This is a genomic window from Thermodesulfobacteriota bacterium, assembly GCA_031082315.1.
Lineage (GTDB): Bacteria > Desulfobacterota > QYQD01 > QYQD01 > QYQD01 > QYQD01.
This window is the reverse complement of sequence record JAVHLC010000003.1, coordinates 1-20,461: the sequence shown is the minus strand read 5'-3', so window position 1 is coordinate 20,461 and position 20,461 is coordinate 1. Positions and strand designations below refer to the sequence as shown.

Genomic DNA, 20,461 nt, shown 5'->3' with positions numbered 1-20,461 from the left:
TTAAGAATGAAAAAAGACCGTGCCAAAGCATTGATGATCCAGGGGACAGGCTCCGGCGTGGGAAAGAGCGTTCTCGTCGCCGCCTTTGGCCGGATACTTAAGGAAATGGGCATTAATGTTGCCCCTTTCAAGGCCCAGAATATGGCCCTTAATTCCTATGTCACGGCCGATGGCCTGGAGATGGGCCGGGCCCAGGTCTATCAGGCCGAGGCCTGCGGCCTTCAGCCGGACGTGCGCATGAACCCCATCCTCCTTAAACCCTCAGCCGATAACTGCTCGCAGGTCATCCTTCTGGGCCGGCCGGATGGCAATCGCAATGCCCAGGATTATTACCGCCGCTATAAGAGACACCGTGAAATAGTAAAAAAAACTTATGACGAGCTGTCCCGGGAGTATGAGGTGATAGTGATCGAAGGGGCGGGAAGCCCGGCGGAGATTAACTTGCAGGACCGCGATCTGGTCAATATGCAGATGGCGCAATATGCCGGGGCCGGGGTACTCATTGTCGGCGACATTGACCGGGGCGGGGTCTTTGCCTGGATGAAGGGCACCTATGACCTTATCCAGGAGGAGTATAAACCCCTGGTCAAGGGGTTCCTCATCAATAAATTTCGCGGTGACCGGGCACTCCTGGAGCCGGGGATAGAGATGTTTGAAAAGGGCATCAACTTACCGGTTTTGGGCGTTTTCCCTTATTTTCGCGATATCTGGGTGGATGAAGAAGATGCCATACCGCCGCAGGTCAGAAAACTCGAAGTCGATACGGAAAAGGTAGTGATCGGTGTAGTTGTGCCCCCGCGCATCTCCAATTTCACGGATTTTACCCCCTTAACGCTGGAACCGGATGTCTCCCTGCAGTTCCTGCGCAGTCCGGCCGAGATTGACCTCTGTGACTGCCTGATCCTGCCCGGCAGCAAGGCCACCATGGCCGACGCCGTACATCTTCGGCAGCATGGCTGGGATGCGCGCATAAAGGAGGCCTGCGCCAGAGGCACGGCCATTGTCGGCATCTGCGGCGGCTATCAGATGTTGGGAGAAAAGCTGTTTGATCCTTATGGGACAGAAAGCGATATCAAGGAGACAGAGGGACTGGGGCTTCTGCCGGTAGAGACCACCATCGAGCGCGGGAAGGTCTTGCGGCAGGTCTGCCACCAGACGGTTTCTTCGCCTGTCTTTCCCGCCGGTACAAGCATCTTCGGCTATGAGATACACATGGGCCGGACAAGAATAAAAGGCCGCATCCTGCCGCTGGTTGACACCCCGGAGACCGCGTTAGCAGTCATGTCAGGCCATAGCCCGGTCATGGGAACTTACATCCACGGCGTCTTCGACAGCGACCAGGCGCGGCGCAGTTTTATCAACTGGCTGCGACGGCAAAAGGGACTTCCCCCTTATACGTCCGGCTTTTCATACCATCTCTTCCGCCAGGAACAACTGGATAAACTGGCCAAGGTAGTGCGGGAAAATTGTGACCTGGAACGGATACTGAGATTGCTATGACCCTGGTTAGAGAAGCGGAGTTAACCGACTTTCCTTTTATACTTCCCTTATCCAGAGATTCTTTTTCCCAGTATGGCCACTATGACTTATCCATTGCCAAGTGGTTCCTCACCCCAGGTACTTATACCTTCGTCTATGAAAAGGAGACCGACAGTAAGGTCCGCTGCGGTTTTATTATGTTAGCCATTATGCGGGATGAGCAGGACAAAGAGACTGTGCTGGAGATCATGGCTATTGCCGTCTCAAAGGAGTATCGGCGGCATGGGATCGGGAGTGAACTGATAAGGTTTGCAAGGCAGTTTAACGAAGACTCAACCGAAGGCGGCAACCCTATGAAGATTAGGCTGTCCGTGGCGGAAACCAACCGGGCCGGTCGCTCCTTCTTTGAAACATGCGGATTTTGCGTTATCGGCGAGGCCCCCTGGCGCTACCCGGCCGGACAGAAGGCCCTGCGCATGGAACTCTAATATGCCCCGGCGCATCTTTGAGAGGGAACAATCCCACCATCTTTAAGCAAGAGCAGCCAATCTGCGAGCCTGTTTGCCTGCGCTAAATCATGGGTGGTTATAACCACAATGGATTTGCCCCTTTCTTTCATCTTCAAAATTATATTCTCTATGATATCTGTATTTTTTTGATCAACGGATGCCGTTGGTTCATCGAGGAAAAATACCTCAGGCTCAATAACCATGGACCTGGCAATACCAAGCCTTTGTGTCTCTCCACTGGAAAGAAGCCGTGCATTCTGGTTTCTTTTATGAATCAGGCCGACAAATTCCAGGGCCTCATCCACCTTCTCCTTTATTTCCGGCCCTTTTATCCCCCTTATCCGCAACCCATAAGCCACGTTCTTAAACACCGTGGCGTTAAATACCCCGACCCTCGGCAACAAAAGGGTTGTCCGGCGCCTTAGTTCAATGTCTTTCTTCAAGGCATCCGCTCCTGAGAAATACATTATCTCGCCCGCATCCGGTTCTTCAAGAAGGGCACATATCCTTAAAAACGTTGACTTGCCGCTGCCGTTAGGGCCCATCAGCACATAAGTACCGCTCTTATCAAAGGGAAAGGAGCAGTCTCCAAGGACAGGCTCCCTGTTATAGCTTTTGCAGATATGGTCGGCCGTTAATCTCAGGTCGAAGGCCCGCCGGGACGTACTCATTTACCTCGCCACCATTCCCTTTTTTTGAATTAAATAGAGGGCCATGTTTATAATTAATGAGATGGTTAGAAGTATCATCCCCAGGGCCAGGGCCAGCTCAAAATTTCCCTTATCCGTCTCAAGCGCTATGGTCGTCGTCATAACCCTGGTATAGCCTGCGATATTTCCGCCCACAATGAGTATCGCGCCCACCTCTGCCATTACCCTTCCGAAGGCGGCAGTTATCCCGGACATTATCCCATAGCGGGCCTCATTGATTACAGTGAGTGTTATCTGAAAAGGCGTGGCCCCGAGTGCCCGGGAGGCCTGTCTGATAATAGGATCTACACTTACAATAGCCGAGTGGCAAAGAGAGGCCACAATGGGAAAAGCGAGGATGCTCTGGGCTGTCACCATTGCTGACGGGGTATAAAGTAATCCCATGAATCCAAGCGGTCCGCTTCTTGACAGCAGAAGATACAGGAAAAGCCCGACCGCCACCGGGGGAAGTCCCATGAAGGTATTCAAAAGGCCGAGGATGAAATCCTTTCCCGGAAAGCGTTTAAATCCTACCAGGGCGCCGGTGAAAAGACCGGTAGCAGTTGCTATCAACAGGGCCGTGCCGGAGACCTTCAGCGATAGGAAAATAATATCCAGGAGCTCTCGATCGAGATCCCATATAAGGGAAAATGCCTTTATGAATCCCTCTATGATCGAATCCATAACAGAGACAAGTAAAATTTATAAGAGTAAAGTATGATGAACCCGGAACAGATCAATTTCTCACGAAAAAGCGCAAAGACCGCAAAGAAAAATGAAAACCTGGAAATCAAGAAATCAGGAGTAAAAGATTTTTTCATGAGTTCCTGAGTTCCAAATTTTATTCTTTTTGCGTCCTCGGCGGCTTTGCGTGATATTTTGGACTTTTTACGGGTTCACCAAGTATAGAATAGAAATAAATTTTTATAAATGGTTTTTATTGCGTCCGTCGGTTAGAAGTAAAACTGCGCCATGGTCCTGAATCTATTGTCATGCTGATCCTCAACCGGAACCGTTGCGGTAGAGGTCGGGGTTAATCCTCTCATCAGATAACTGTAATCTACAGAAAGCTTCAGGTTGTGTCCGTAAAGATAGTAGTTTAGCCCAACCGTATATTCCTGAAGGTTATCCTCAATGGCATTGTTCGTGCCGCCATTAACGCTGACAAGTCCGAGGCCTGAGGCAAAAGATTTGGCTACTGTATTATCTTCAAGTCTTTCGACATACGCATACCTCGCCACCACTTCAAATTTCTTCGGTATGACGAAATAACCCGCATCAAATCTATATGCAAATCTATCCCATGTATCTCCAGCGGTTCTCTCCTGTTTTAGCCGATCATAGCCGTACTCGGCATCAAAAGAAAATCCTTTATATCTTAACAGGGCAGCCAGGTTGTAACCGGAACCTATGACATCATAGTAAGGCACTGTGCTCGCAGTTCCATCTGTTGAGCTACGAATCTGGTTTAGCCGGTCTGTATTGTAGAAACCTGAGATAAGGAAGCAGACCTTAGGGGTAATGCTGTAATCTATGTCTCCCTGCTGGAGAAGATTATATTTCCCAAATGGATTTATGGAGATTCTGCCCACCCATAGTGGATTGGAATCGAGATTAGGAGACGCCTTTGAATTTCTGCCGTTATAAGCACCGGACCAATATTGTAAGAATCCGTTCTGCCCGAATAAATCAACATCCCCTTGCAGGTGAACTCCTTGAGATCTGAAGAGGTTAAACCCGCCGAGAGGAAACTTTGTAACGCTATCTTCAGTACTGACCTGGAAATTGGCATTTCCACCGGGCCATTTCCTCGTATCATCCTTCCCATCCGCATCTGTCTCACCGGAAAAAATACTGCGCTCCACACCATTCAGTAAACTCGCAGACTGCCAGAAGTGAAGACCATAAGGGAGCTTGGCGCGTCCGAACTGTATTTGAGCGTAAGGATATTTCTTCCATGTCACATATGCGTCGTGCAGGTTGACGGCGCTCTGTGGTTCTAACTGGATATGGGAGAAATATGTCCAGTCTTTATTGGGCGCATTGCCGGTGAAAAAGACCCTCGCACGTCTTAGGAAAAAGTTGTTCCAGTTCTCATTGTTGGCGTTGATCTCTCTGTCGAAGTCGAGAAAGGTGTGACGAAACTGGACGAATACATTGGTCTTCAATAGAAAATTTCCATCCGGGGTCTTAATATAAAAACCCTTGTCATACCCCGCCTGCAACATCTTCTTCTCGGTTTCCGCCGATTTTTTTTCTACCTCGGCAGTCTTGGCCTGGGTCTCGGCCTGCCTCTTTTCCATCTCCTCTATTCTTTTGAGGAGTTTCTGCACTTCTCCTTTAAGTTGTTCTATCTCTGCATTTGACTCTGCTGCCATAGCAGGCAGCGCCCACACTGAAAGCGAAAAAACAAAGAGCGCCACAAGAACACTTAATTTTTTCATATAATTTTTCTCTTATTATTTTGCGTTTGGGATGAAAAGCTGATTGACATGGTTATCTTTAAATGAGGCAATAGCCTGCTGCCCATCCCCTGATATAAGCCAGTTTATAAACTCCATCGCCTCCCTATATTTGACATGCTTGTGTTTTTCAGGATTCACTGCCATGACGCCATATTGGTTGAATAATACAGGATCGCCTTCGAGAACTATGACCATTTCGAGTTTGTCCTTTTCCTTTGTGGCAAGCCATGTGCCTCTATCAGTGAGCGTATAGGCCCGTTTTTCATTCGCAATCCTCTGTGTCTTTTCCATTCCCTGGCCCACTTCGAGATACCACTTCTGTCCTTTCGGGCCTATGCCTGTTTTTTCCCATATCGCAAGTTCCTTGGTATGCGTTCCTGATTTATCTCCTCTTGATACAAACGGATGGACACTTTCTGCAATCTTACGGAATGCTTCTGAAGCTGATTTTATGCCTTTTATCTTTGTGGGATCATTTTGAGGACCGATGATGACGAAATCGTTATACATGACGTCATGGCGATTCACAAAATATCCCTCTTCAACCGCCCTTAACTCCTGTTCCTTTGCATGGACAAAAACTACGTCGGCATCCCCCCTTTTGCCTATTTCAATGGCAGCGCCTGTGCCGACAGCCACAACATCAATTTTTATGCCTGTTTTCTTCTCAAACATTGGCAGGATGTAATCAAATAATCCCGAATTCTGTGTGCTTGTTGTCGATGCACAACGTATCCTTGTTTCAGCAGATACATTCACCGCAGAAATCATTACCAGCATTATTAGCGCCAAGAAAAATCTGAAGGTCCTCATCCTTTTCCTCCTTGCTCGGGATTTAAAAATAAGAAGTCTCTAAGGGTTGCAGAGACAATTTTCTGGCCTGCAGGATATGCTCCTAATCATCGTATTGATGTGCATAAGCGGCATCATTGTAAAGCCCTTCTCCGTATTGCTCTTTTCCATATTCTCTAATAATTTTTTGTCCTTCGTCAGAGGCGACAAAATCGATGAATCTGGATGCCAATGGTGCGCCATCCGTTACACCGTCCGGCCGGCAAAGGGCATGATAGGTGTTCACAAGAAATTTATCGCCTCTAAAGAGTATTTTCAGATTGGGCACATTCTTTTTCTCCGCCACCCAGGTGCTGCTGTCCGTCATGAAGTATCCTCTTTCTGCATCTGCTCTTTTCAAGGTTGCAGTCATGAAGTCTTTTGTAATGACATACCAGTCTCCCGAAGGCACGATCCCTGCCTTCTTCCAGACAGCCATCTCTTTTTTATGTGTGCCTGAATTATCTCCCCGCGAAAAAAATTTGGTTTTCGCATTTGCAATCCGGCTATATGCCTCAACAGCACATTTGGCCTTATTAATATTAGCGGGGTCATTCGGCGGACCGACAATATAAAACTCATTAGAACCAATCAGTGTCCTTTTCGCAGCCCAGCCTTCTGCCACTGCTTTCTTTTCAGCATCCGGGGCATGTACCATAATCATATCGACGGCCTTTTCCTTTAAGAGTTTTAAAGAATCCCCTGTACCTGCTTTTACCCAGCAGAGGGCCGTATCCACCTCTTTACTGAAGGATTCCGCAAGAACCCGCAAAAGCCCAAGCTCTCCGGGGCTGCCCGTAGCAAGAGAAAAAGAATTTGGTCCACTTCCATAAACTGCGGTACATTTTTCTCCGGAAAAGGCAACTGATGACAAGTTGAGAGAGAGCATAAAAATCATAAAAAAGAAAAATTTCTTGAACGTCATGTTTCCTCCTTTAAACGTGACACCGGTTTTTGTGTGATCAAGGCCATGTTATCTCTTTTCGTTCATCACCGATGGCGCCGCATCCGGATAGAATAGATTAACCCCGTGTTTTTTATATTGCGCTATCAGACGTTGTCCATCCGGTGAGGTTACAAAGGCGATAAAATCCATGGCCTCTCTGTACCTTATATTCGAGAACCTGTCAGGGTTTACCGCAATCACGCTATAGAGATTTTTTAAAACAGGGTCGCCTTTAAAGAGGGCCTTTAATTTAATTTTTGTTTCGTAATTCAAGAAGGTCCCCAGATCGGTGAGCGTATAGGCCCGCTTTTGGTCAGCTATCATTAATGTGTCCCCCATTTTGGCGCCTGCCTCAAAATACCAGCCCTTTCCCTTCGGATTTATCCCGGCATCATCCCAGACGTCCAGTTCTTTGATATTTGTACCTGAATCGTCGCCCCTTGATACGAAAGGCAACCCCTTCTCTGCAATTTCTTCAAATGCCTCGACAGCGGTTTTTAATCCCTTGATCTTTGCCGGGTCGCCGGATGGACCGGCGATAATAAAATCATTATGCATCACGGGTCTTCTGTTAACGCCATACCCCCCTCCGACAAATTTTTCCTCCCGAAAGGGATCGTGTACGAAGAGCATATCGGCCTCGCCCTTCTTTGCTATTTTCATGGCTTTTCCAGTGCCCACAGCAATAACTTCTACTTTGACATCATATTTTGCCGATTTTTCATAGGCAGGGATCAGGATGGCGAACAGCCCGGAATTTTGAATACTTGTCGTTGATGCTATAATAAGTTCTGTCTTTTCTTTAGCCATGTCTGATACCCCCCTTAAAGAGTCAAAGTTTGATGAACTCGTAAAAAGTAAAATTTTACCGCAGAGATCGCCGAGAACGCTGAGATAACATATTGAATAGTTTACAGTTTTTCTCTGCGCACTCTGCGTGCTCAGCGGTGAAAAGGCTTTTTTACGAATTGATCAAAGTCTAGACGGTGCCGTAAAGATAGATTTTGATACGTTATAAGTCCAATTTATTTTTTTCATCAATACAATGAAATATGTTCATAATATCTTATATTGACTCCTTCTCTTTGACTACTTACAATAACGCCCATGGAAGACCACAGGTTAAAGGCATTCTGTCTTGTTGTTGAATTGAATAGCTTCTCAAAGGCGGCAGAGGCCAAGTTCATGACCCAGTCTGCCATGAGCCACCTGATAAAAAATCTTGAAGGCGAACTCGGGATAAGACTCTTAAACAGAAAGGGCAAGGCTATAATACCAACACCTGCCGGGAAGGTTTTTTATGAACATGCGAAACAGATTCTTGAACAGTATCGAAGACTGGAAAATGACATTTATACTATGGTCCAAAAGACTAAAGGCACGTTATATATTGGAGCAAGCATGACTGCTGCAACATATCTACTGCCGCAGGTATTTTACAATTTCTCTAAGAACTATCCGGAAGTACAAATAGAATTATCAGTATCGGATACGGAAAGGATAATACATGACCTTCACGAGAGGAAAATTGATATAGGAATTGTTGAGAGGAAAATAAGAAATTCGGGTGTCTTTTTAAAGGAGATTGCCCGGGATGAGATAGTAATCATTACATCCGAAGATAATCCATTGACAAAGAAAAAGTCTCTGAAGCCTCAAGATTTAACATCCCAACCATTTATCATGCCTGAGGCAGGTTCGGATATGAGGGAATTCATAGATGATTTTCTGCACAACTTGAAGATAAATCCAAAGGAAATAAAGGTACTAATGACACTTGGCAATACCGAGCTAATAGTACAGATGGTTCAGTCGGGGATGGGCATATCCTTTGTCTCAAAATGGTCTGTTTTTAAGACAATAAAGGATAGCTCTATTAAGCTGCTGGACATATCAGGCAGGAAAATAAAGAGAAGGTTTTATCTCGCCGGCATAGAAAAAGAGCCTTCAACAACAGTTGGAAAGACTTTCTGGAATTTTATAAAAGAATATAGATTTTTTATGCCATTTTGATTGTGATTGAAGCTCCCCGCAGCAAGCTGCAGGGAATCTCCGTATGCAAGGTAAAATGCATCGTATTCGCTCGCTAACCCCGCTGCAAGCAGCGGGGAATGCGCTCGCTATGCATGTTCAAAAGAAATTATTGGGGTAGCAATTTGTGATGGTCGCCTTTCCCGGAGGGGTGATAAAAAAACGTGTATTGAAAACTCCGTATAAAGCCTATGTTCGTATTTCCTCCAGCCGTTTCAGATTGGCATCTATTTTCTCCAGACGGGCGACAAATTCCTGCACTTTGCCTTTTTCCTTGTCGATTATCCCGGCCGGGGCGCGTTCCAGGAAGTCCCGGTTAGCCAGCTTGTTCTGTATCCGTTTCAGCTCGGTCTGGAGTTTGCCTGCCTCTTTCTGCAGTTTTGCGGTTTCTGCGGAGATATCGATTACTCCTTCGAGGAGCAGATAGGTCTCGACCTGATCGGTTATACAGGACACCGCCCCCTTAGGCCGCTCACCATCAGCGCGTATCTCAAGACCTTCTACCTTAGCCAGGTTCTTCAGGAAAATCCCATGTCTGAAAATAAGCTCACGTGCCGGCCCGCTTCCGCTGAGGACGATTATGTTTACCTTTTGAGCCGGATGGACATTCATCTCGCTGCGCAGGTTGCGTATCCCGGTTATCACATCCATAAGCAAGTCCATCTGCCCTTCACTCTCCAGATCCTCCGGATAATCCTTGCTCTCTGGAAAGGAGGCCTCCATGATGCTTCCGGCGCTTCCCGGCAGATAATGCCATAATTCCTCGGTAACAAAAGGGATGGAAGGATGGAGCAGGCGCAGGCTGGCGCTCAGCACCGAGAGCATGACCTGCTGTGTGGCATTGTGTGCCTCCTGGTCTTCGGTAAGATAAAGAGTGGGTTTAATCATTTCCAGGTACCAGTCACAGTACTCGCGCCAGAAAAACTGGTAGAGGGCCTGGGCTGCATCATTAAAACGATAGTCATCCAGACCTTCCCTTACTGTGTCTATCACCCTTTTCATGCGGCTTAATATCCACCGGTTTTCCAGCGAAAGACGGGAGGCGGGCCGGGTAATCTCTACCGTCCGGCATCCATCCGCGTTCATCAGTACGAACCGTGCGGCATTCCAGACCTTATTAATAAAATGGCGGTAACCCTCGATGCGCTGTTCAGAGAGGCGGATATCCCGTCCCTGCGCAGCAAATGCCGCCATGGTGAAGCGAAAGGCGTCCGTCCCATACTTATCCATAACGATGAGCGGGTCAATGACATTACCCTTGGATTTGCTCATCTTCTGGCCCTCAGCGTCGCGCACCAGGGCATGTATGTAAACATCCTTAAAGGGAACTTCACCCATAAAATGGAGGCCCATCATCAGCATGCGGGCCACCCAGAAAAAGAGGATGTCGAAACCGGTGATGAGCACGGATGTGGGATAGAACAGCTTCAGCTCTCTGGTCTCCTCCGGCCAGCCCAGGGTGGAAAACGGCCATAAGGCCGAACTGAACCAGGTATCGAGGACGTCTTCTTCCTGCCGGATATTTTTGCCTGCACATTTTGGGCAGCTCAGCGGCGCCGCGGTATCGACAATGGTCTCGCCGCAGTCATCACAGAACCAGGCGGGGATGCGGTGCCCCCACCAGATCTGTCGGGATATGCACCAGTCACGGATGTTATGCATCCAGTCAAAATAGGTATTTTCCCACATCTTGGGTATTATGCGGGTTTGGCCGGTCTCAACCGCAGCGATGGCCCTTTCGGCCAGCGGCTTTACAGAGACAAACCACTGTTTGGAAAGGGTAGGCTCGACTACCGTCTTGCAGCGATAGCAGTGCCCCACGGCATGTTCCAGGGGTTCAACTTTTTCCAGGAGTCCTTCGGCCTCGAGATCCGCCACCACCTTTTTACGGCACTCATAGCGGTCCAGCCCCCGGTATGAACCGGCCTCATCGTTCATGTGCCCGGTCTCATCCATGACCTTAACCGCAGGTAATTTGTGACGCAGGCCGATTTCAAAGTCGTTGGGGTCGTGGGCCGGTGTTACTTTCAGGGCCCCGGTGCCAAAGGAAGGATCGACATAAGAATCAGAGATAACCGGTATGGCCCTTTTTAAAAGGGGTAGGATAAGATTTCTCCCGATTACATTCTTATATCTTTCGTCCTCAGGGCTTACAGCTACCGCCGTGTCGCCGAGCATGGTCTCCGGTCGGGTCGTAGCCACTACTACATAGCCGGACCCGTCGGCGTAGGGATAACGGATATGATAGAGGCTCCCTTTATGATTCTCATGTTCTACTTCGAGGTCGGCCAGGGCCGTGTGGCAGCGCGGGCACCAATTGATAATGTAATCGCCTCTATAGATAAGTCCTTCGCGATATAACCGGACGAATACCTCCCTCACCGCGCGGGACAGCCCCTCGTCCATGGTAAATCGCTGCCGGCTCCAGTCACAGGCGCACCCCAGTCTCTTGAGTTGGTTGATGATTTGCCCGCCGGATTCCTCTTTCCACCGCCAGACACGCTCGATGAATCTCTCCCGACCGACGGTATGCCGGTCCAGCCCGTCGGCCGCCAGTTGCCTTTCCACCACGTTTTGTGTGGCTATGCCCGCATGATCGGTCCCCGGCACCCAGAGAGTATTGCAGCCGGCCATCCTTTTATAACGTATTAATATATCCTGCAGGATATTATTAAGGGCATGGCCCATGTGCAGGGAACCGGTGATGTTCGGGGGAGGGATGACTATGGAATAAGGCCGCTTCTCGTCCGTTACTTTCGCCACGAAGAGCCCTTCCTGTTCCCAGAAAGAGTACCACCTCTTTTCCACCTCGTGCGGTTCGTAGGCCTTCGGTAATATTTCTTCTGTCGTAGATATCGCTTCAGCCATACAATCAGTTTTCCTTCCAGATGTCCGGGACGCAGATGAACGCAGATTCGATTAATTCATAAAAAAAGTTTTTCACCGCAGAGCACGCAGAGAAAAATTTTAACTTATTTAATATGTTATCTCGGCGTTCTCGGCGACCTCTGCGGTAGATTTTACTTTTTAAATTTCGAACTTACTGCGGACATCGACAAAAATTGGCGTCCGGTAAATGTAACGATTTTAGTTAGTGCTCATCCGGAAACTACTGTTTCCGGCTTCACGCTTTCAGCGATCAGCGATTAGCTGTCAGCAAAAACCTATGACAAACAATACATTAAGCTGAACGCTGATAGCTGAGTGCTGATAGCTCGTCCGGAATTTTTTGGTTTCCGGACGAAAACTAGTTAACACAGGGCATTTCCAGGTGTCAAGGCTTTAATAGATCATCCAGGGCTTGGGGATAAAGATGCTTTCATACAGGTTGAGGGCGTAACGATCGGTCATACCGGCAATGAAGTCACAGGCCATCCTTTCCCTGGGAGTATCGGGTGGATATACCTTAGCTTCTTTGTCAAAGACATTTTCCTTTTCCAATAGGTAGTAATAGAGTTCTTCCAGGATTTTTTTGGCCTTGATAAATTCCTTATGAACTATCTCAGATTCATAGACATTTTGATAAAGAAATTCCCGCAATTCCAGCATAACCTCCATTGTAGCAGGCCTGATAACCAATTTCTGGCCGCCGGCCTGGATGGTAGAATCTATCAAGTCCAGTACCATGGTCCCAATGCGTTTGGAATGGCTTTTACCTAAGGCTTTGACGCAGGAATCCGGTATGTCCTTGATGGAGATTACATTACCACGAATAGCATCGTCTATATCATGACTTATATAGGCAATGATATCCGCTATACGCACAATCTGTCCTTCCAGGTCCGAACTCAGTTCTTCAGTATTTTCCGGTAGAATCTGCCCCCGTCCCTTGGAGTGTTTTAGAATTCCCTCCCTGACCTCATAGGTTAGGTTCAACCCGCGGCCGTTATTTTCCAGTATGTCCACAACCCGTAAACTTTGTTCATAATGGGCGAATCCCCCGTGATATATGGCATTCAGCACCGCTTCTCCGGCATGTCCAAATGGAGTGTGGCCGAGGTCATGTCCCAGGGCAATAGCCTCGGTTAAGTCCTCGTTCAGTCTCAGGGCCCGGGCTATGGTACGGGCTATCTGGGCCACCTCGAGGGCGTGGGTCAGTCTGGTGCGATAATGGTCGCCGGTGGGGGAAAGGAAAACCTGGGTCTTGTGTTTTAGACGACGGAAGGATTTACAGTGGAGAATACGATCCCGGTCCCGTTGAAAGGCCGTGCGCACCGGACATTCCTTTTCCGGTATCTGACGTCCGCGGCTTTGGGCGCTGAGGGCGGCATATGGAGAAAGGTTTTTTCTCTCCTGTTCTTCAAGTTTCTGCCGTATAGATTCGGACAATTGCTTTTTTCTTCCTTTCTGGTATGATGCCCTTCTAGCTACCCTCACGCTCTCCTATCATTTTTTGAACGGGGTGTCAATCTCACAAAAATGAGATGTTAGGGATATTAGTCCTATCTTTCGTAAAAAAGTTCAAATGAATGTCAAATGGGCTGGCATTCAGGTCTCAGCCTTCAGCCGGTCCACCGTTCACTGTTGACCGTTTACCGAAAGAAAATGTCGGACAACGGTTAACGGATAACGGATAACAAACATGCTGACAGCTAATCGCTCAGAATAATGAGATGAACAAGATACTATTTTCCTACCTGCTGAAAGAGATCCTGCCTACTTTTTTTACCTCCCTGTTTGTTCTTACCTCCATCCTGCTTTTAGGAAAGATGGCCCCTATGGCCGAACTCCTGCTGACCCGGGGTCTGTCTTTCGGGAGTATCCTGCAGATAGTGGTATTTGTGCTTCCGCACCTTCTCCTGTTTGCCCTTCCTATGGCTACGCTCCTGGGGACCCTGCTCACCTACACCAGGATGGCCAAGGATCGGGAGATATTGGCCATCAAGGCGTCCGGGATAAGCTTTTATCAATTGCTGCCTCCGGCTATTCTGGTATCCATTGCGGCCTATCTGCTTACGTTATTTACCGCGATTTATGCGCAACCCTGGGGGAATTATGCCCTGAAGACCCTTCTTTTCAGGGTAATGCAGATCCGGGCCGATTTAGGGGTGCGGGAGGGTGAATTCAGTAATGCCTTCAAGGATATCGTTATATATGTCCGAAATATTTCCAGGGAAAATGGCCGGCTGGACGGCGTTTATATAAGCGATGTGCGAAGGCCGGAGGCCGGCAACGCCATTGTGGCCAGGGAAGGATGGATTGTCCCCCGTCCGGAACGCCTGGTCCTGGTTCTTTATCTGCGGGACGGCAGCATTCACCGTGTTGGGAGGGATTGGCGATCGGCCCAGACCATCCACTTCGAGAAATATGCCCTGACCCTGGGCCCCCAATCTACAGGCCATAGTGAGATAGTGGAAAAGGGTAAAAGTGAGATGTCTCTGGGTGAGATACGGGACAGGCTAAAGGAAGCCCCGCTCTCCTCCCCGGAATATTATTCGTTGCTCATGGAATTACACCGGAAGATGGCCTTGCCCGTAGCCTGTATTATCTTGGGACTGGTGGGAGCCGCTCTGGGGGCCCAATCGAGATTTGCCGGCACTTCATTTGGCATATCCATCGGCCTTACAGTCTTCCTCCTTTATTATTTGATGTTGGCCCTGGCCAAGGGGCTTGGGGAAACAGGGGTGGTCTATCCTGCTATCGGCATGTGGGTGCCTAATATCATATTTGCTCTCCTGGCCGTTTACCTCACGGTGAAGACCAACGGGGAACGTCCCATCTGGTTCATGGAAATATTGCAAAGTCTATCCGAACGCCTGGAAAGATCGAAGGACACCGCCGCCATTAGCCGCAAAGGGCGCGGAGATAAATAAGGAAGCTCAAAGCTCAAGGCTGAAGGCTCAAGGCCGGATACTTAAATGTACGTACTAAATCGTTATATACTCAAGGAGTTTATACGCCTTTTTCTTCTGGTACTCGGTATCTTTGTCTTCATCTATCTTCTGGTCGATTTCTTTGAAAAGATAGACAACTTCCTGGAGGTCAATCTGCCGGCCTCCGCTATGCTAACGTATTTTGTGTATAAGATTCCCCTGATCATAACCCAGATGGAGCCGGTAGCAATTCTCATGGCCGGGGTTTTGACTATCAGCCTGCTTATTCGCGGCAATGAGATGCTGGCCATGAAATCTATAGGGAGAAATCTCTTACAGACGACCAAACCGATCTTCTGGGCCGCATTCCTTTTGAGCGTTCTGCTTTTTCAGATAAAGGAAGGTGTTGTCCCTTTGACTATGGTGAAGACTAATTTTATATGGGATGTACAGGTTAAGAAAAAGCAGCCCAAGGGGTTACTTGGAAAAGATAAGTTCTGGTTTAAAGGGGAGAACGCCATATATTCCATCGGCCACTTTAGCCCGGACCGGAAGCTCCTGCAGGATATAGAAATTTTCGTTTTTGACCAGGACTTTTACCCGAAAAAAATTATCTATGCCCGCGCAGCCAAGTGGACCAATCATAGCTGGCTTTTCAAGGAAGGCCGGCTGAAGACCCTGGAGAGCGATAGATCTTATAAAATAATCCCTTTTGATGAGCAACTTATTAACTTGGCTGAACGTCCGGCAGATTTCAGGGAGATGACCCAAAAAGCAGACGAAATGAGCTTCGAAGAGCTCTCGGTTTATATTCAGAAGCTGAAACACCAGGGGCAGGATACGACCCCTTACCGGGTAGATTTACAGGCGAGGCTTGCGTACCCGGCACTAGGCCCGATTCTGCTTCTCCTCGGCATACCAGCCTTGCTCTGGAGGAGACTAAAATCGAGCATCGCACTGGGCATAAGCCTGGGCATGTTTCTGGTGTTTGTGGTCTGGATAACCTGGAATTTTAGCCTGACCATGGGGAAGGCAGGACTGCTTCCGCCATTTGTCGCTGCCTGGTTTCCGCTGATGCTGTTCGGCGCGCTCGGCGCGTCCGGATGGCGGGCGGTGTGGCAATAGGGGATAATTTAGGCCCTTACGTCTGAGGGACCGCGCTTTCCAGGGCCTGGGTAATCTTTTTTTTCAGTTCCGTAAGGTCAAAAGACTTAATCACATAAGAATCTGCCGCGATAGTTTTTACATCACTTTTATAACTGTCGTAGGCAGTACAGAGTATGACCGGCAGGTTGTAATATTTATTTCGTATATCCTGGAGCAAGTCTAATCCATCATAGTCGGCCATCTTGATATCGAGCAATATAATATCAGGACGTTCTTTTTCTATGCGCTCTAGAAGCTTGTATCCGCTGTCGGTCGTAATCACCTCGTATCCGTCGGCCTTTAATTCTTCTGAATACAGGTACCTTATGTTTTCTTCATCATCGACGATTAAAACCTTAGCCATTTTTGATGATCTCGTAAAAAGTGTAAAAAAATATACCAAATCAGGAACTCAGGAAAGTGCAAACCCAAATAAAGAGGGCCTATCTTTTCCTGATTTCCTGAGTTCCAGATTAATAGCCTTTTCTGAATGTAGGACGGTTTCCAACACCTAACGTGTTACTAAAATTTATATTTTATATTGAGGTAAAAGTAAACAGCTTTTTATCTATCAGGCGGCCGGATGCCTTCGGGAATGAGAAACCGGCTTGTTTTTTCCCTTAGAGCCATTAAAATAATAATTAGTGTTCATCCGGAAACTACCGTTTCCGGATTCACGCTTTCAGCCATCAGCATGTTTGTTATCCGTTATCCGTTAACCGTTGTCCGATATTTTCTTTCGGTAAACGGTCAACAGTGAACGGTGGACCGGCTTCATGCCGATAGCTGAGTGCCGATTGCCCCCATCCGGAATTTTTGGATTTTCGGATGGGAACTAATTAAGCAGGAGGAAAATCTGTGGATGATCTACCCAAACGAGCAGATAGATTGTCTGCGCCGGAGATATTGCATATCTTTGAGATACTCCGCAAAGAATATCCTGATGCGAAAATAGCCCTTTCTTACCGTAATCCCCTGGAGCTCCTGGTGGCCACCATACTTTCGGCCCAGTGTACTGACGAACAGGTAAATAAGGTCACGGTTTCTCTGTTTAAAAAATATCCTACTGTTGAGTCCTATGCCCGGGCCTCCTTACCGGGGCTTGAGGAGGCCATCAAGAGCGCCGGCTTTTTCCGGAATAAGGCCAGGAACATAAAGGCCTGCTGTGAGCTGATATTGGAGAAGTTCGGCGGCAGGATTCCACAGACCATGGACGAACTTATTACCTTACCCGGCGTGGCCCGGAAAACGGCCAACATCGTCCTTTCCAATGCCTTTGGCATCGTGGAAGGCATAGCCGTGGATACCCATGTCCGACGGCTGGCTTATCGACTGGGATTTACTACAGAAAATGACCCGGATAAGATCGAAAAAGATCTGATGGCCATTATCCCCGGAAAATACTGGTTCGATCTTTCCTACATCCTCATTGACCACGGGCGCAAGATATGCAAGGCCCGGGCCCCGGGATGCAAACGTTGCGTGGTGCGGCGTCTTTGCCCGTCCAGCCTGGACGCCGGCCAGGGAGAAGCTCAAAACTGAGAGCCGAAGGCTGTATTTTGAATTCTGATCCATAATGCCGATCAAAACTGTCACCATAGAACGTCTGGTTTACGGAGGAAGCGGACTAGGCCGCATAGACGGCAAGGTAGTGTTCATCCCCCTTACGCTCCCGGGGGAAATAATTGAGGCCCGCATCGAAGAAAGCAAAAAGCGCTACGATAAGGGGCTGATCCTCAGGATTCTCGCTCCCTCACCCGGGCGCATTCCGGCCCCCTGCCCTCACTTTGGCCGCTGCGGGGGCTGCCAGTGGCAGCATATCGCCTATCAGGACCAGCTCTCTTTTAAAGAAGATATCTTCCGGGAAACCCTGGCCCGTATAGCGCACGTTGCCGGCGAAAAAATCCTGCCTATCCTTCCCTCACCGGTAGCCTTTGGTTACCGGAACCGCGTGCGCCTGCATGTCAAAGAAGGCCGGATCGGCTTTTTCGCTGCGCATTCATATGAAATCGTGGAGATAGAAGACTGCAAGATTGCTCATTCCCTGATCAACCGGATAATAAAGGACATAAAAGATGCCCTCCCCTTATCCTCTTTGCAAAAGCTGGCCGGAATTGAAATTATGGTCAGCCCTGAAGAAGTCCTGGGAGTCCTCATCCTGCACACCGCCAGGCCGCTTTCTCAGGCCGATGAGAATGCTATACGGCTTCAATCCGGCCGGATACCCGATGTTAAAAGATGCGTAATTCAGGGGCCCGGCGGTCTTCCGGCACAGATGGACTTCAGCAGGGAAGACAGCCTTAAGCTTTTCGTGCAGGAAGGAGACGGCCTTACCTACTTTCTCTTCCCGGGCGTATTCGCACAGGTAAATACATCGCAAAATGATATCCTCATCACCAAAGTCAAGGAGTGGGCAGGCGTTTCATCAGATCATAAGGCGCTGGACCTCTTTTGCGGCATGGGTAATTTTACCCTGCCCCTGGCCGGAAAAGCTAAAGAGGTAACCGGGATAGAAGCGCATCCTTTAAGTGTAAAAAACGCCATCTTTAATAAGACCGTAAACAGGCTCGATAATATTACCTTCTTGCAGGAAGAGGTCGCAGCAGGTATTGATATGCTTATAAGGAAGAAACAATGCTTCGACCTGATCCTGCTTGACCCACCCCGCCAGGGATGCCGGGACATAATAAAGAAGCTCCCCTTCCTGAGGCCTTCCAGAATCCTCTATATCTCCTGTGACCCGGCCACACTGGCCCGTGACATAAACCATCTGCGGGCAGAAGGCTTTGACCTGGTCCGTTCTCAACCCCTCGATATGTTCCCACAGACGTACCACATTGAGAGTCTCAGCCTGTTTGTGTGTTAAAGCGTTCAAGCCAAGTAGGGTGGGCTCGGTCCACCGAAAGCACTGGAACGTTTGGGCTTCGAGGAGACACGGCAACGCGACAGCCACGTGGTGCTTAAGAAGCAAACGTCAGAAGCGGTTGACTAAAATTTGAATTATGATATAATACGAATGTAGGAAATTCAGATCAGGAGATGGTACTATGATCACACAACTGAGACGCCGATCGCAGGTAACGTTGCCTAGCGAAGTCGTAAAGAAAATGAAGTTGCAGGAAGGCGATAATCTGGACATCATTATAGAGGACGACAAGATCATCATCAAACCCGTTCTTGTTATTGATAGATCACAATCCTGGTTTTGGTCTAAGAAATGGCAGGAAATGGAGAGGGAAGCTGATGATGATATCAAACACGGCAGGGTGCAAAAGGCCAAAGACGTGAAAGAACTAATAGAAAAGCTGGATTTATAAGCGATGGAACTCATTTTTACAGAGAGGTTTAAGAAATCCTATAGACAGCTTTCTAAAGATGAACAGAAGACCCTGCACAAGAAACTAGATTTAATGAGCAAGAATCCTCATTACCCGTCATTAAGAACAAAGAAGGTTCAGGGCACCGACAACATTTTTGAATGCAGCATCAATATGGCGATTCGCATGACTTGGCAATATGATGGCGAGTCGATATTGCTACGTGTCGTTGGAGACCATGATGAGGTACTCAAAAACCCATAATAAGGAGTGCAGCCAGCAGCAGCAGATAACAACAGGCCAAAAGCAAAAGGCTACTCAACAAATGCTTCGCATTTCTTTTGGCCTGCAAACGATAGGCAGGACATCGCTCGCTCCGCTTGCTCGGCAGGCTTCGGGATGCTTCCCGGTAGGGAGGGGAGTAATAATCGGGGTCAGGCTTAGGAAGGTTAGTGAAAAGCCCTGTCGGTCCCGCCTATCGGGCTGGCAGTTTGGCGGCAGCTCAGCCTCTCCAACCAACCGTGACAGGCTTCGAAAAGGTAGGAGAGTCGCTCGCGACGCCGCCTGTCTCATGGTTTAGCGGCTTCGCTGAAATGTCCCTTCGGGGCGCATCGCCAACCCGCCAGCCCGTTATGCGCTCATAGCCAGCAGTAATTAAAAAGAAGGGGGAAATATTATGGCTAAATGCTATACATGTGGAACCATTTATAATGGCTGGTCTTGTCCTACATGCTCTATAAAAGAAAAACTTGAGCAAACAAACAAAGAACAAACAGAAGCGTTAGAAGACTCGCTAAGAGAACAGGAAAGAATGCTTGAAGAACAAAGAGAGTCTATAGAATTTGCAATTGGAGATGCACGAATTGAGATGGAATATTCGTTGAGAGAGGCCGAAGCAAAACACAAAAAAACGACATCAGAGGCATGGAAACTTCAAGCAAACTCTAAAGCAGATAGAGCATATGAACTTTATGAAGCAGGGCTTTATGATGAGGCTATCAAGCTATGTTTTGAAGCAATTTCTCAAGACCCTGGCAATATCCTTCCATATAGATATGCAGCTTGGTCTTTTGAAAAATTAGGGCAAGATATAAAGACAAGAGAATTACTAAAAAAACAAATTAACCTTCTAAAAACAAGTGACTATCAAAACTCTCAAAGTCATGCTTTGAAGGTATTGTGGGCTATACTGACATCTATGGACAGAGTTGCTTGAGTATGGCAGAAATGAAGAG

At 48.1% G+C, this 20,461-nt stretch carries 19 protein-coding genes; 10 read left to right on the top strand and 9 right to left on the bottom strand.

The genetic code is table 11. From position 1 onward, the window contains the following. Nucleotides 1-6 precede the first annotated feature (6 nt). On the top strand, nt 7-1,500 hold the full coding sequence (locus tag RDU59_03570) for a cobyric acid synthase (GenBank protein ID MDQ7837554.1): 1,494 nt from the start codon (nt 7-9) through the stop codon (nt 1,498-1,500). Continuing rightward, nucleotides 1,497-1,967 carry an N-acetyltransferase gene (locus RDU59_03565; protein MDQ7837553.1) on the top strand — a complete coding sequence of 157 codons (471 nt, stop codon included), beginning with the start codon at nt 1,497-1,499 and terminating at the stop codon, nt 1,965-1,967. Before RDU59_03570 ends, RDU59_03565 begins: the two co-directional genes overlap by 4 nt. Here RDU59_03565 and RDU59_03560 read toward each other — a convergent pair. From RDU59_03560 to RDU59_03535, 6 genes are all read right to left on the bottom strand, one after another. After that, nucleotides 1,964-2,659: an ABC transporter ATP-binding protein gene (locus RDU59_03560; GenBank protein MDQ7837552.1), complete on the bottom strand. Its 696-nt coding sequence runs from the start codon at nt 2,657-2,659 to the stop codon at nt 1,964-1,966. The genes RDU59_03565 and RDU59_03560 overlap by 4 nt on opposite strands. Next, a complete protein-coding gene (locus RDU59_03555) occupies nt 2,660-3,361 on the bottom strand; it encodes an ABC transporter permease (GenBank protein MDQ7837551.1) in 702 nt (233 codons plus the stop codon). Between the two features lie 269 nt (nt 3,362-3,630). Then, nucleotides 3,631-5,121: a TMF family protein gene (locus RDU59_03550; protein MDQ7837550.1), complete on the bottom strand. Its 1,491-nt coding sequence runs from the start codon at nt 5,119-5,121 to the stop codon at nt 3,631-3,633. A gap of 15 nt (nt 5,122-5,136) precedes the next feature. After that, nucleotides 5,137-5,955, bottom strand: a complete 819-nt coding sequence (locus RDU59_03545) for a substrate-binding domain-containing protein (GenBank protein ID MDQ7837549.1) — start codon at nt 5,953-5,955, stop codon at nt 5,137-5,139. Between the two features lie 82 nt (nt 5,956-6,037). Then, nucleotides 6,038-6,862 carry a substrate-binding domain-containing protein gene (locus RDU59_03540; protein ID MDQ7837548.1) on the bottom strand — a complete coding sequence of 275 codons (825 nt, stop codon included), beginning with the start codon at nt 6,860-6,862 and terminating at the stop codon, nt 6,038-6,040. Nucleotides 6,863-6,946: 84 nt separating this feature from the next. Next, nucleotides 6,947-7,729: a substrate-binding domain-containing protein gene (locus RDU59_03535; GenBank protein ID MDQ7837547.1), complete on the bottom strand. Its 783-nt coding sequence runs from the start codon at nt 7,727-7,729 to the stop codon at nt 6,947-6,949. 297 nt (nt 7,730-8,026) lie between these two features. Between RDU59_03535 and RDU59_03530 the strand changes: the two genes are divergently transcribed. Continuing rightward, nucleotides 8,027-8,932: a selenium metabolism-associated LysR family transcriptional regulator gene (locus tag RDU59_03530; GenBank protein MDQ7837546.1), complete on the top strand. Its 906-nt coding sequence runs from the start codon at nt 8,027-8,029 to the stop codon at nt 8,930-8,932. Between the two features lie 207 nt (nt 8,933-9,139). On the opposite strand, the gene RDU59_03525 is transcribed toward RDU59_03530, so the two are convergent. Beyond that, entirely contained in the window at nt 9,140-11,818 is a 2,679-nt protein-coding gene (locus tag RDU59_03525) for a valine--tRNA ligase (protein MDQ7837545.1), read from the bottom strand. 414 nt (nt 11,819-12,232) lie between these two features. Next, nucleotides 12,233-13,279: a deoxyguanosinetriphosphate triphosphohydrolase gene (locus tag RDU59_03520; protein ID MDQ7837544.1), complete on the bottom strand. Its 1,047-nt coding sequence runs from the start codon at nt 13,277-13,279 to the stop codon at nt 12,233-12,235. Nucleotides 13,280-13,563: 284 nt separating this feature from the next. Between RDU59_03520 and lptF the strand changes: the two genes are divergently transcribed. Further along, entirely contained in the window at nt 13,564-14,763 is a 1,200-nt protein-coding gene (lptF, locus tag RDU59_03515) for an LPS export ABC transporter permease LptF (protein MDQ7837543.1), read from the top strand. A gap of 45 nt (nt 14,764-14,808) precedes the next feature. Then, nucleotides 14,809-15,888, top strand: a complete 1,080-nt coding sequence (lptG, locus tag RDU59_03510) for an LPS export ABC transporter permease LptG (GenBank protein ID MDQ7837542.1) — start codon at nt 14,809-14,811, stop codon at nt 15,886-15,888. Nucleotides 15,889-15,904: 16 nt separating this feature from the next. Here the strand turns inward: lptG and RDU59_03505 are convergent, their stop codons facing one another. Then, nucleotides 15,905-16,273: a response regulator gene (locus RDU59_03505; protein MDQ7837541.1), complete on the bottom strand. Its 369-nt coding sequence runs from the start codon at nt 16,271-16,273 to the stop codon at nt 15,905-15,907. Between the two features lie 494 nt (nt 16,274-16,767). Here RDU59_03505 and nth point away from each other — a divergent pair, with 494 nt between their 5' ends. The 5 genes from nth to RDU59_03480 all read left to right on the top strand — a co-directional run bounded on the left by nth (nt 16,768) and on the right by RDU59_03480 (nt 20,442). Continuing rightward, entirely contained in the window at nt 16,768-17,451 is a 684-nt protein-coding gene (gene nth, locus RDU59_03500) for an endonuclease III (protein ID MDQ7837540.1), read from the top strand. Nucleotides 17,452-17,485: 34 nt separating this feature from the next. Continuing rightward, entirely contained in the window at nt 17,486-18,775 is a 1,290-nt protein-coding gene (rlmD, locus tag RDU59_03495; GenBank protein ID MDQ7837539.1) for a 23S rRNA (uracil(1939)-C(5))-methyltransferase RlmD, read from the top strand. A 181-nt stretch (nt 18,776-18,956) separates the two neighbouring features. Further along, nucleotides 18,957-19,226: an AbrB/MazE/SpoVT family DNA-binding domain-containing protein gene (locus RDU59_03490; GenBank protein MDQ7837538.1), complete on the top strand. Its 270-nt coding sequence runs from the start codon at nt 18,957-18,959 to the stop codon at nt 19,224-19,226. Between the two features lie 3 nt (nt 19,227-19,229). Further along, the gene (locus RDU59_03485) at nt 19,230-19,490 is read left to right on the top strand and encodes a hypothetical protein (GenBank protein MDQ7837537.1); all 261 of its coding nucleotides are present in this window, start codon (nt 19,230-19,232) and stop codon (nt 19,488-19,490) included. A gap of 412 nt (nt 19,491-19,902) precedes the next feature. After that, on the top strand, nt 19,903-20,442 hold the full coding sequence (locus RDU59_03480; GenBank protein ID MDQ7837536.1) for a hypothetical protein: 540 nt from the start codon (nt 19,903-19,905) through the stop codon (nt 20,440-20,442). Nucleotides 20,443-20,461 lie beyond the last annotated feature (19 nt).